The organism is Bradyrhizobium sp. 41S5 (genome assembly GCF_011516665.3).
GTDB lineage: Bacteria > Pseudomonadota > Alphaproteobacteria > Rhizobiales > Xanthobacteraceae > Bradyrhizobium > Bradyrhizobium quebecense.
This window is the reverse complement of record NZ_CP083721.1, coordinates 788,943-801,546: the sequence shown is the minus strand read 5'-3', so window position 1 is coordinate 801,546 and position 12,604 is coordinate 788,943. Positions and strand designations below refer to the sequence as shown.

10 protein-coding genes and 1 riboswitch are annotated in these 12,604 nt (G+C 66.3%); of the genes, 4 read left to right on the top strand and 6 right to left on the bottom strand.

The genetic code is table 11. From position 1 onward, the window contains the following. Positions 1-131 precede the first annotated feature (131 nt). From HAP47_RS03810 to HAP47_RS03800, 3 genes are read right to left on the bottom strand one after another with little or no spacing between them, the layout of a single operon-like run. Positions 132-923 (bottom strand): ABC transporter substrate-binding protein, encoded by a 792-nt coding sequence (locus tag HAP47_RS03810; protein WP_173639373.1) that lies wholly within the window; start codon positions 921-923, stop codon positions 132-134. A 44-nt stretch (positions 924-967) separates the two neighbouring features. After that, a complete protein-coding gene (locus HAP47_RS03805; RefSeq protein WP_173639374.1) occupies positions 968-1,741 on the bottom strand; it encodes an ABC transporter ATP-binding protein in 774 nt (257 codons plus the stop codon). Next, positions 1,738-2,781, bottom strand: coding sequence for a FecCD family ABC transporter permease (locus HAP47_RS03800; protein ID WP_173639375.1), 1,044 nt, complete (start codon positions 2,779-2,781; stop codon positions 1,738-1,740). Before HAP47_RS03800 ends, HAP47_RS03805 begins: the two co-directional genes overlap by 4 nt. Positions 2,782-2,893: 112 nt before the next feature. Then, positions 2,894-3,091: riboswitch (cobalamin riboswitch) on the top strand. A 127-nt stretch (positions 3,092-3,218) separates the two neighbouring features. On the opposite strand from HAP47_RS03800, the gene HAP47_RS03795 reads away from it, so the two are divergent. Both HAP47_RS03795 and HAP47_RS03790 read left to right on the top strand, forming a co-directional pair. Continuing rightward, positions 3,219-5,477 (top strand): TonB-dependent receptor, encoded by a 2,259-nt coding sequence (locus HAP47_RS03795; RefSeq protein WP_371821738.1) that lies wholly within the window; start codon positions 3,219-3,221, stop codon positions 5,475-5,477. Between the two features lie 112 nt (positions 5,478-5,589). Beyond that, the gene (locus HAP47_RS03790) at positions 5,590-5,763 is read left to right on the top strand and encodes a hypothetical protein (protein ID WP_173639376.1); all 174 of its coding nucleotides are present in this window, start codon (positions 5,590-5,592) and stop codon (positions 5,761-5,763) included. Between the two features lie 181 nt (positions 5,764-5,944). Here HAP47_RS03790 and HAP47_RS03785 read toward each other — a convergent pair whose 3' ends face one another. Then, the gene (locus HAP47_RS03785; protein WP_173639377.1) at positions 5,945-7,231 is read right to left on the bottom strand and encodes a hypothetical protein; all 1,287 of its coding nucleotides are present in this window, start codon (positions 7,229-7,231) and stop codon (positions 5,945-5,947) included. Positions 7,232-7,455: 224 nt separating this feature from the next. Between HAP47_RS03785 and HAP47_RS03780 the strand changes: the two genes are divergently transcribed. After that, positions 7,456-8,688 (top strand): MFS transporter, encoded by a 1,233-nt coding sequence (locus HAP47_RS03780; RefSeq protein ID WP_173639378.1) that lies wholly within the window; start codon positions 7,456-7,458, stop codon positions 8,686-8,688. Positions 8,689-8,722: 34 nt separating this feature from the next. Here HAP47_RS03780 and HAP47_RS03775 read toward each other — a convergent pair whose 3' ends face one another. Further along, positions 8,723-10,291, bottom strand: coding sequence for a CYTH and CHAD domain-containing protein (locus HAP47_RS03775; RefSeq protein WP_173639379.1), 1,569 nt, complete (start codon positions 10,289-10,291; stop codon positions 8,723-8,725). Between the two features lie 205 nt (positions 10,292-10,496). Then, a complete protein-coding gene (locus tag HAP47_RS03770; RefSeq protein ID WP_231168738.1) occupies positions 10,497-10,730 on the bottom strand; it encodes a hypothetical protein in 234 nt (77 codons plus the stop codon). 27 nt (positions 10,731-10,757) lie between these two features. Here HAP47_RS03770 and HAP47_RS03765 point away from each other — a divergent pair, with 27 nt between their 5' ends. Beyond that, a complete protein-coding gene (locus HAP47_RS03765; protein WP_173639380.1) occupies positions 10,758-12,476 on the top strand; it encodes an N-acyl-D-amino-acid deacylase family protein in 1,719 nt (572 codons plus the stop codon). Positions 12,477-12,604: the final 128 nt, after the last annotated feature.

The window sequence follows — 12,604 nt, the reverse complement described above, 5'->3', positions numbered from 1 at the left end:
GGCGCAATTGCGCCGCTGGGCGAGCCTCGAAGGGCGACGGCCGCGCTCCTTCCATAAGCGTTTGGAGACGTCCGGGCCGTGCATCCTTCCGAGACGCGCTGCGCGCTCTTCAGGATGACGGATTACGGGGATCACCGTGTCACGCGCTGCAGCTCCGCCGTCAGCCGGTCCAGCGCATCGGCCAGCATCACGCCGCCGCACACGGTGAGCCGCTCCGGCAGCACGATCCGCTTGTCGGCCGGATAGAAGCGCTCCAGCGCCGGATGCAGCAGGAAGGCGCGGCCCTCGTCCTCGGCGCGATCGCCGGCCTCCGACACCAAGATGAAATCCGGCCTCAGTTTTACAATTGCCTCCAGCGAGGCAAATCCGCCCGCGTCGAGCCCGAGTTCGCCGGCCGCGTTGCTCAGGCCGGTTGCCGCCAGTAGCGAACTGACCAAGCTGCTGCGACCTGCGACAAAGCCGCGCCGCTCCACCGGCAGCACCCGATAGTGATGACCATCAGCCACCGCCCGCGCCCGCGCGATCGCCGCATCGAGCCGCGCGATCTCGGCTCGCGCGCGATCCGGATGCTGCAACACGTCGCCCATCGCGCGGATCTGGTCTCTCACCTCGTCCAGCGTGCGCGGCACCGTGAATTCGACCAGGTGCAATCCGTTGGCCTTCAGGAGATCGCGCGTCGCGCGCTTGTCGAACAGGCTGACCACGACAAGGTCGGGCTTGAGCAGCAGCACATCCTCGGCCTCACCGGACAGAAGCGGATAGTTTCGCGCCTGCTCGGCGGCCCAGGACTGCCAGGCATCACGCGAAAAGCGGCTGAGGCCGAGGATCTGGTCCGGGTCGGCCAGCGAGAGCACGAGCTGGTCGCCGCAGACATTCATCGAGACGATGCGCGGTCCGGCGGCGGACGCGGCTGTACACGACATCAGCCATGCCGCTGCGGCCACCGCTGCGAGACACCGCACCCTCGTCACACGTCCGCCCACGGCACGATAACGGCCTCGCGCTGGAATTCGGCGCGGTACGCGCTGACCCGGAACACGCGGGCCAGAACATTCTCGGACAACGCCTCAGCAGGCGCGCCTTGCGCCGCCAGCCGTCCCTCCGACAGCACCAGCACATGGTCGGCGAACCGCGCGGCGAGCCCGAGATCGTGGGTCACCACGATGACGAGCACGCCAGTGTCGGCGACGTTGCGAAGCTTCTGCATCACATCGATCTGGTGGCGCGGATCGAGCGAGGCGGTCGGCTCGTCGGCGAGGATCACCGACGCCTCCACCGCCAGCACCCGGGCCAGAGCGACGCGGCTGCGTTCGCCACCGGACAGCTCGGCGACGCGGCGGTCGCTGAATTCAACGACGTCGACCGCCTGCATCGCCCGCAGCACCGCCTCGATATCCCTCGGCGACAACCGCGCCGGATCGGTCGCGCCATGCGGATAGCGGCCGAGCGCGACGATATCGCGCGCCGGCAGCGGCCAGTGCACCATGTGCCCCTGCGGCAAATAGGCGAAACGCTTCGCCCGCTCGCGCAGCGCAAGCGACGCCAGCGCGTCGCCGGCGATCCGGATCTCGCCGACGGATGGAATCAATCCGGCGAGCGCGCGCAGCAGCGTGGTCTTGCCGGCACCGTTGGGGCCTACCAGCGCCACCAGATGGCCCGCTTCCAGCGACAGCGAGACATCGTGCAACACCTTGCGGCTGCCGAGCGACACATTGAGAGCGATTGCAGAGAGCAGCGTCATGCCACGCCTCCGCCGAGCGTGCGGCGTTCGCGCATGATCAGATAGAGGAAGAACGGCACACCGATGATCGAGGTCAGCACGCCGACCTTGATATCCGACGTCGAGGGGATGATGCGTACCGCGATATCGGCGGCGAGCAGCAACGCCGACCCGGTGAGGGCGCTCGGCACCAGCAGCCGCGCCGGATCGTGACCGATCAGAGGGCGCATCAGGTGCGGTACGACGAGACCAATGAAGCCGATCGTACCCGTGACCGCGACCGCGCCGCCAACGCCGAGCGCAACACCCGCGATCACGAGCAACCTTAGCCGCCCGACATCGACGCCGAGGCTCTGCGCGGCCTCCTCGCCGAGCGTCAGCGCGCGGAACGCGCTCGCCTGGCTCAGCAGGATGGCCGCGCCCGCGATGATGAAGGGCAGTGCCAGCGCCACGTGCTGGAAGCTGCGGTCCTCCAGCGAGCCGAGCAGCCAGAACGCGATCTCCAGCACCACGAACGGATTGCTGGAGAGGTTCATCACGAGCGCCGTCGCGGCTCCGGCAAAGCTCGAGATCGCAAGTCCCGCGAGGATCAGGATCAACAGCCCGGCATTGCGGCCGGCAATCGCCAGCAGCGCGAACACCGAGCCGAACGCGGCGATGATCGCCACCACCGGCAGCGCGTAGGAGCGCACATCGGCGAGGCCCAGCGCGATCACCAGCACCGCGCCGAATGCCGCCGATTGCGGCGCACCGAACAGCGATGGCGAGGCCAGCGGATTGCGCAGCAGGCCCTGCAGCGCTGCGCCCGATAGTCCGAGAATACCGCCGATCGCGAACGCCAGAATGGTGCGCGGCAGCCGGATCTCGCGCACGATCACCTGCGCCACGTCGCTGCCGCCGCCGAACAGCGCCTCGATCACCGCAAGCGGCGACAGCCGCACCGGCCCAATGCCGAGCGAAAGCACGAGCAGCAGCACCACGAGCGCGAGCAGCGCCGCGGTGGCGCCCCACCGGCGCCGCGCCGCGACCTCGGCCGCCAAGGCAAAATCCTGCACGCTCATTGGATCCATGCTCTTACAGCGATCGCCGTGGCAGACAAGCGACACTCGACAAAAACCGTGGCCAGCTGGCTGCCGCCCGACCTCCGCCGGATTGACTTTGCCGCCCGGCCGAACCCTAGATGAACATGACGGTTCTTTCATGAGATGAAAAGGGAATGCGGTGCGGGGAAGCTTCCCCAACGCCGCGGCTGCCCCCGCAACTGTATGCGGTGAATCCTTCGTCACAGGCCACTGGGAATCTCGGTCCTGGGAAGGCGACGAAGGGTAACGACCCGCGAGCCAGGAGACCTGCCGTCAGCCGTGGTCACACGCGAAGATGCCGGTCGGGGAGTACAGGCATGAGCTTCACTTGAGGCTGCAAGCAGCTGAGCCTGCGAGCACGATGGTGAGACTGGTTCGCGGTGACGTGCCACTGACGTTACCGAGGTCTCGCTTAGATGTTCTCCAACTCTTCCTCCCGGCGCAGCCGCGTGCTTCTGCTCGCGTCGACGATGATCGTGCCGACCATCATCATCTCGACCGCACGGGCGCAGCAGGCGCCCGTTCCCGAGCAACTTCCGGCGATCGAAATCACCAAGCCGGGCGACCAGAATGTCACGCGCGCCAGGCCGGCCGCTGACGGAGCGCCGGCCCCGCGCCGCCCGGCGCCGGGCACAGGACAGGGCAGCGGGAGCGGATCGGGCTCGACAGGGACCGGACCGGCCACCGGAACGGGCGGCACAGGCGGCGGCGGCCGCCAGTTCGCGGGCATTGTCGGCTCCTCCTCGACCGTGATCACCGCCGACGACATCGCGCATTCGCCGGTGCAGTCGCTGCCGGAGATTCTCGCGCAGGTGCCGGGCGTGCAGTTGCAATCGCTTTATGGCGGACCGAACGGCGCCAAGACCGCGGTCGACCTGCGCGGCTTCGGCGCATTCGCCTCCGACAACACCCTGTTCCTGCTCAACGGCCGCCGCCTCAACGACGTCGACAAGGCCGGCTTCGATCTCACCACGATCCCGCTCGATTCGATCGAACGCATCGAGATCACGCGCGGCAACAGCGGCGCGGTGCTCTACGGCGACAACGCGGTGGGCGGCGTGGTCAACATCATCACCAAGACCGGCGCCGGCGGTCCGCCGGCCACGATCCGCGCCGAAGGCGGTTTCGGCTCGTTCAACACCCGCATGGCGGCGGTCTCCGCGGCGCTCAATTCCGGCCCGTGGTCGACCTCGTTCTACGGCAACGGCATCAAGTCCGACGGCTACCGCGTCAACAACGCGCTCGACCAGCGCAACGCCGTCGGCAACGTCAACTACACGACATCGGATCTCACCGCCTTCCTCACCGTCACTGGCAGCGACCAGAAGCTCGGCCTGCCCGGCGGACGGCTGGTCGATCCGTCGATCGGCGTCAACGAGTTGCTCACCGATCGCAGAGGCGCAGCGACGCCGTTCGACTATGCCAATCAGCAAACCGCCAGCGTCACCACCGGCTTCACCAAGACGCTGATGAACGGCGTCGACCTCATCGTCGACGGCGGCTGGCGCCAGCGCGAGACGCAAAGCGGCTTCTTCGGCACCGTGCCGACCATCAGTTTCGCCTCGACCTACAATGACGCCGCGCTACAGACCTGGTCGATCACGCCGCGGCTCAGCGTCAAGAACGTGATGCTGGGGATGCCGTCCACGATCCTGACCGGCATCGACTATTACGATTCGACGTTCCGCGAGGCACGCGGCGCCTATCGGGGCGTCGACCCCTACCACGTCTACAATATCGAGCAGCAGACCGTGGCCGGGTACTGGCAGCACACGATCGGCCTGCTGCCGACCACCGACTTCTCCTACGGTGCGCGCGTCCAGAACACCAGCATCTCGGCACGCGACCGCTACGATCCGAATGCACCGTTCGCCTTTGACACGCAGGCGGCGCCGCTCGACAGCAACGAGACCCAATACGCGCTGCATGTCGGCGCCGAGCATCGCTTCACCGACACCTTCTCGGTATTCGGCCGCGCCGCGCGCGCATTCCGCACGCCCGACGTCGACGAGCGCGTCGCATCGGGTCCGTCATTCGACCCGCTGACCTTCGCCCCGATCCCGCAGAACTTCCAGCTCAAGACCCAGACCTCGCAGGACGTCGAGGGCGGCTTCCGCGTGAAGACCAACCTCTTTCAGGTCCAGAGCAGCATCTATTTGATGGATCTCGAGAACGAGATCCATTTCAACCCGGTGCTGTTCTACAATGTCAACCTCGATCCCACCCGCCGCTACGGCTCAGAGACCAGCGCCTCGCTCAAGGTCAGCGACAGCGTCACCCTGCGCGGCGGCATGGCGATCACCCGCGCGGTCTTCCGCGAAGGCATGTGGGCCGGCAACGACGTGCCGCTGGTCTCGCGCTACACCGGCAATCTCGGCGTGACCTGGAATATCTGGCAGAACTATCTGGTGTTCGATGCCACGGTGCGGGCCTGGAGCTCGCGCATCATGGACAACGACCAGGCCAACACCCAGAACCGGATTCCCGGCAACGCCACCGCCGATCTCAAGCTCAGCGGGCAGGTTGACCGCTTCTTCTGGTCGCTCAGCGTGAACAATCTGTTCAACGCGCTCTACTATGACTACGCCATCGCGAGTTCGTTCACGGCCGGCCGCTTCTCGGCCTATCCGCTGCCCGGCCGCACCTACATGGTCAAGGCCGGCGCGACGTTTTAGGGCATGATGGGCGCGGCGGGTGTGACCCGGCCGCGCCATCTCCTCACGTTACAAGCCGCGGGGGACTGGGGTAGAATACCGGCAGCTGATTTGACCCGCGCAGGGGAAACGCATGGCCAAGGCCGGAAAGAAGAGCAAGCGCAGCGGCGAGATCGACAACAAGTCCGACGACAAGTCGAAAAATCCTCCACCGCCCGCGGCGCCACAGGACGACGACTATTACGAGGATGGCGACATCGCCACGCCGAAGCTCGATCGCTACGGCAATGATGACGAGCCGTTGTGAGGGACGAGCGCAATATAAGTCGCCGTCGTCCCGGCGAAAGCCGGGACCCATAACCACAGGATTGAATTGTTGAAACGCGCCGTGGCCCCAGCGCGTCGTAGCAATCACCGCTGGTGGTTATGGGTCCCGGGTCGCGCTTCGCTTGCCCGGGACGACGTGGGGATGGAGATGCGTCCGGTGGTTATGGGTCCCGGCTTTCGCCGGGACGACGTGTCGAGAGATCGCGCAGAAAATCCCCTCCCTCGATCTTCTCGATACTCGTGCGATCGAGCAGATGCGCACCAAAGCCGCGCGCCAGCGATGAGGCGATCGATGGCGATGCAAGCAGCAGCACTGTCGTCATCACGAGCGGCACGGCACTGAGCCAATCGAGCCGCACCGGCGTCAACTCCTCGCTGCTTCCCCGATAAAGACCTTCGCCCGCGGCGATGCGGCCGCATTCCCTGATCAGGTCGCGCCGGGTGCCGTCGCGCGAGGCGCTGCCGAGCAGCGCCTGCATGGCGAGATGCGTCCGCACTCCGGCGCGGCTCTCGGCCAGCGGCGCCGGCGTCTCGCCAAGCGAGACCCGCAGCAGCAGGTCGACCAGATCGGTGCCGGACTGGTACGCATTCATCGGCTCGACCAGCCGCGGGTTGCAGTCGATCAACAGCGGCGTCGCGCTGTCGAGCGGCATGATGACGTCGACCGAGAGCGCGCCATGCCAGCCGAGATGCGCGCCGATGGTCTCGAGCGCGGCACGGATCGGTGGCCGGCTCACGCTCTCCTTGATCGCCTCGCCGCCGCCGACGCCGGCCGCGATCTGCCGGTAGGCGTGGAAGCCGACCAGCGTGCCGTGGCAGAACACCGACTGGGCCTTCTCAACGGTGCCGGTAATGAGATCCTGCGCCAGCACCTCGCCGGCAAAATCGCCGGCGGATTCGAGATCGTAGAGCGCGCGGTTGAGATCGCCGGCATCGCGCACGAACCAGACGCCGCGGCTGGCGGTGCCGACCGACGTCTTGACCACGGATGGAAACCGCACCGCCTCGCGCAGTTCGTCGGCCGAGTTCACGATCCCGGTCGGCGGCTGCGGCAGGCCGAGCCGGTCGAGCAGCCGGCTGAAGCCGGCCTTGCTGTGCACCGCGCGATAGCTGTCGAAATCCGGCAGCGCCAGGCCGGCACGTGATGTCAGCCGCGCCGCGGCGCGGGCGAACAGGAAGCCCTGCTCGTGGGTCGGCAGCAGCACATCGAAATGTCGCGACGCCAACAGGCGCTCGACGAAGCGGAGGAAGCCAGCCGGATCCGACCGCAGCGGCGGACAATGGTGGTATTTGCGGACAAAGCGGGAATAGCGCGCCAGGCACCAGCGCGAGGGGTCACAGACCTCGACGTGATGGCCGGCCAGCCCCAGGATCGTGATCGCTTCGCGGCCCGAGGTGCTGGAGCCCTCTGACACAAGCACCCGGAGCGGCTTTTTGGCGTCGATCATGGCCGATCATCGCTGCGGCGCCACACTTTGTCGCCGCCTTTAATGCCGCATGTGTCGATCCGGCACGCCCGCGCCGGGGGCAGCCATGCAGGGGCGTTCATGGACAATTAGCGGCCAGCCCTTATTTTCTGCGGGCCCTGCCGGGCATTTTTTTGACGCGTTTTCTGCACGCGAACCGGTATCCACTTCGCTCGAAAACGCTTTGGAATTGGGGTTTCACGGACATGGTCGACATTCTGGCCGCACCGCAGCAAGCGAAGGCCGACAGCGCGCTGCGCACGCTGACGGGGATTTCGGTCGCCCATTGGGTCAGCCATTTCCATATCTTCGTGCTGCCGATGCTGTTCCCGTTCCTGAAGCAGCAGCTCGGCGTCGGCTATGTCGAGCTCGGTTTCGCGCTGACGGTGTTTGCGGTGGTCTCCGGCCTGACCCAGGCGCCGATCGGCTACCTCGCCGACCATATCGGCGCGCGCAAGATCCTGCTGGTCGGGCTGACCATCGGCGGCTGCGCGCTGATCGGGCTTGGCCTGCATCTGAGCTATACCTCGCTGATCGTCTGTGCGGTGGCGCTCGGCCTCGCCAACAGCGTCTATCATCCCGCTGACTACGCGATCCTCTCGGCCCATATGGACGAGGCGCGGATGGGCCGCGCCTTCTCGATCCACACCTTTGCCGGCTTCCTCGGCGGCGCGGTGGCGCCTGCGATCATGGCCGCGCTGGTCGCCTCGATCGGCGGCCTCGGCGCGCTGATCGTGGCCGGCGCGGTCGGACCGCTGGTGGCGCTGTTCCTGATCGTGCTCGGCATTCCCGATGCCGGCGCCAACAAGAACAAGCCGAAGGACGACGCTGCGCCGAAGGTCAGCGTGATCACGCCGGCGCTGATGGTGCTGACGGCGTTCTTCACGCTGCTCAGCCTCTCGACATCGGGCATCAACAATTTCGGCGTGGTCGCGCTGATGGGCGGCTACGGCGCGTCGTTCTCGACCGCCAACATCGCGCTCACCGCGTTCCTCGGCGCCAGCGCCGCGGGCGTGCTCGCCGGCGGCTATCTCGCCGACTGGACCCATCGCCACAGCCAGCTCGCCGCGGCCTGCTTCGCGGTCAATGCCGTGCTGGTGCTGCTGATTGCGCTGATGAACCTGCCGCCGGTCGTGCTCACGCTCGCGATGGGGCTTGCCGGATTCCTCGGCGGCGTGATCGCGCCGTCCCGCGACATGATGGTGCGCAACGCCGCGCCTCCCGGTGCCGCCGGCCGCGCCTTCGGCATCGTCTCCACCGGCTTCAACTTCGGCGGCATCGTCAGCCCGCTGCTGTTCGGCTGGATCATGGATCGGCACATGCCGCATTGGGTGTTCGGCGCGTCGGTGTGCTTCATGGTGCTGACCGTGCTGCTTGCGCTGGTCACCGAGCGCAAGCCGCAGGCTTCCGCACTTGCGATCCAGGCACAGTCCCGTTAGGCAAACCCGCGCGGATCGCCTTGCGCCGCAGGACTCACCGGCCCCAGAATGCGGGCGTCGTCTTGAACCGCCGCCAGCTCTTGCGCAGCGTTTTCGCCACCGCGATCTGATCGCGGGCGAGCCAGCCGGCCATCGCGCCGATGCCGAGATGAAGCGCAGGCTGGTCGTCCTGCCGGATCGCATGGAGCAGCACGCGCGTGCTTCCGATGTCGCACACCCGCCCCAGACTGGTCTGCAGCCCGGCGAGCCGCTTCACGTAGCGCTTCGCCGGCGCGTGGGACGCATAGAGCGGCAGGAAGAACTCCGCCGCATAGCGCAACTTCTTGAGGTTGATCCTGAGATTGTGCTGCGCGTGGATATCGAGCCGCCGGAAGCGCGCACCACGCTTCAATGTCTTGCGATGCAATCGTTCCAGAATTTGATCGGCGAGCACCGGCATCGGCTGCGACAGGACAGCCAGCGCTTCGCTGTCGATTTCGTTGCGCCAGCCGCGGCGTTCCACCAAATGCCCCAGCGAGAGCAGGAAACGGCTGCATCGGGGGTCAGCCAGGGCGCTTTGCAAGGTCCCGTAGCTCGACTTCCGTTGCTGTTGAACCCCCTGGCGGAGGCCATCCAGGTCGATATCCGGAATCGCGCTGACCAGACGGTTGATCGTCGTCTCGGCGAAGACGTCCCAATCCCGGGCCTTGCCGAGTTGCCGCATCAGCCATTTTGCTTCGCTGTTGATCGCCAGGAATGCCGGCGATGGAATGTCGCGCCGGAACAGCGCACAGATCGTCCGCAAGCGTCGCAAGGCCACGCGCATCTGGTGCACGCCTTCGGGGTCCGATCCCTGCTCGGCCACCGCGTGATTTCTCAAAAGATGGTGCCAGCAGGAGCCCACCAGCAGCGCGATGACGTCGTCGACCACAAGCTCCGCGGTGATGCCTGGCAACTCGGCCTTCGCTGCCGACGGCTCGACATCGAACGCGAGCGCATAGCCGCGTTCCGCCTTGCTGCGCGTGCCGATCTGCAGCGGTGCTGCATCGAGCAACTGGGTTCCGAGATCGAACAGGACGCCGGCATTGCCGCTCTTCAGTTCAAGCTCGATTTCCGACAGGACCTCCTGGCGCGCATCGGCCTCGATCGTCCCCTCGTCGAATGCGATCTCAACCGAGGCATCGGGCAGATCGAGCTGCCGCGCGTGGCGGCGCACTTTTGTCGCGAACACCGGCACCAGCGCATCGTTGCTCATTCCCGCCACGGGATCGCCGATCTCGTCGGCGGGGAACCGCGCCAGATCAGGGGCGATGCCTTCGACCGCCGCCTCCCATTGGCGTCGCATCAGAGGCTGCGCGCCGTTGGGTGAAAGCTTCAGCGTCTGGATAAAGGTCTTGCCGCTGCGTCGCACCCGCAGAGACATGCCATGCTGAAACAGCAGCCGCTCCGGCGTGTCGTAATAGACCGTTTCCAGCCGGTGAAATGCACCGCGATTGCGCGCATGCTGCACGATACAGGCTGCCTCGCGCAGTTTTTCGAGGCTTCCTTGCGGCGCAAGCAGCTTGAGTTCGATTTCCGCCTGATCGCCATGCCTGACGGCAATGGCAGTCCCCGCCTCGGTCACGACCGGCCGCCGTCCATCTAACGATATTGCCCCTAGGATGGTCTATGAAGGTTTCATGACCATGACAAGGCATATCGCGGTATTGCAGCCTGCATTGACCGCGAATTGTATCTAAAATCACGCCTTTAGGTTGGATTTGGCCGCATCGCCATCCAAAAGTGAGAAGCGCGCTGCGCGGGCGCAAAGCGTTGTGCGCAGCACGAATTCATTCCGATCGCCGCGACAGCACCTGCTTCAAAAGCGGCTCGATCCGCGACAGCTCATCGAGATGAACCGCAGACAGTTCGGCGAGATGATCGGCCAGATCGCCGATCGTGACCGGGCCGCCGCCCGGATCCGCCGCGCAACAAATCCCCGCGGGCAAATCGCCGCCAGCGCATCCCAGAGCTTCACCGGCGCTGGTTGACAGCATCAGGGGCTCACCCATGATGCGGAACAATCAAAAACAGCCTCGGGATGAAGCGCCATGACCTCGACCCCAGACCTCGTGATCCGCGGCGGCAACATCGCCGACGGCAAGGGCGGCGACCTCTATGAAGCCGATGTCGCGATCTCCGGCGGCAAGATCACCGAAGTCGGCAAGGTCGCCGCGAAGGGCAAGGAAGAGATCGACGCGCGCGGCAAGCTGGTGGCGCCCGGCTTCGTCGACGTCCACACCCATTACGACGGCCAGGTGACCTGGAGCCAGGACATCACGCCGTCATCGCAGAACGGCGTCACCACCGCCATCATGGGCAATTGCGGCGTCGGCTTCGCGCCGTGCCGGCCGAGCGACCACGGCAGGCTGATCCAGCTGATGGAAGGCGTCGAGGATATTCCGGAGCCGGTGCTGAGCGCCGGCATTCCCTGGGCATGGGAAAGCTTCCCCGACTACATGGAGTGGCTGTCGAAGCGCAGTTTCGACATGGACATCGGCGCGCAACTGCCGCACGCGGCGCTGCGCGTCTATGTGATGGGCGAGCGCGGCGCGCGCCGCGATCCGGCAACGCCCGAGGACAACCAGGCGATGGCGGCGCTTGCCGGCGACGCTGTGCGCTCGGGCGCACTGGGCTTCTCGACATCGCGCACGCTCAACCACCGCACCTCGACCGGCGACTACACGCCGACGCTGAAGGCGGGCGAGGATGAATTGACCGCGATCGCCGGCGCGATGCACGGCGTCGGCCGCAGCGTGCTGCAATTCGTGCTCGACCAGAGCACCGTGCACGAAGACCTGCCGATGATGCTGCGGGTCGCCGAGAACACAAGATGCCCGATCTCGTTCTCCGTCGCCCAGGCCGACAAGGCGCCGCGGCGCTGGCGTCAGACCATGGACACCATCAATGAGGCCGCCGCCCGCGGCCTCTCGATCACGACCCAGATCGCGGCGCGGCCGGTCGGGCTGCTGCTTGGACTGGAATTGTCGCGCAACCCGTTCCAGACCCATCCGAGCTATCGCGAAATCGCCAAGCTGCCGCTGGCCGAGCGGCTGACGCATCTGCGCCGGCCCGAAGTGCGCGCGGCGATCCTGAGCGAAACCGCGACCGCAACCGACGACCCGCTGTTCTTCCGGCCAAACTACGACAAGATGTATCTCCTGGGCAATCCGCCGGACTATGAGCAGCCGCCGGAGAACGCGCTCGGCCCGCAGGCGCGCCGCCAGGGCCGGCAGCCGGAAGAGCTCGCCTATGACGCGATGCTGACCGACGAGGGCCGCGGCATGCTCTATGTGCCGTTCCTGAATTATGCCGACGGCAATCTCGATGCCGTGCATGAGATGCTGCGCGAACCCAGCGCCGTGCCCGGCCTGTCCGACGGCGGCGCACATTGCGGCATCATCTGCGATGCCAGCTTCCCGACTTATCTCTTGACGCACTGGACGCGCGACCGCAGCCGCGGCGAAAAACTCTCGATCCCGTTCGTGATCGCGGCGCAGTCGCGCAAGACCGCGCTGTCGGTTGGGCTCACTGATCGCGGCGTGATCGCGCCAGGCTTCAAGGCTGACGTCAACGTGATCGATTACGACCGGCTGCATCTGCATCCGCCGAAGGTGCACTACGACCTGCCGGTCGGCGGCCGCCGCCTCTTGCAACAGGTCGACGGCTACGACGCCACCATCGTGTCAGGCGTCGTCACCCAGCGCGAGGGCAAGGCTACCGGCGCACGGCCAGGCAGGCTCGTGCGTGGTGCACGGGGATTGAATTGATATTAGCGCGGAGACTCAGCAACAACAGCCTGACCCTCCCCTGAAAGGGGAGGGTCAACGCGAATGAAATGAGCGGCGGGGAGGGGTCAGGTCTCTTAGCGGAAACGCTGCCCGAATGGAGAGATGAC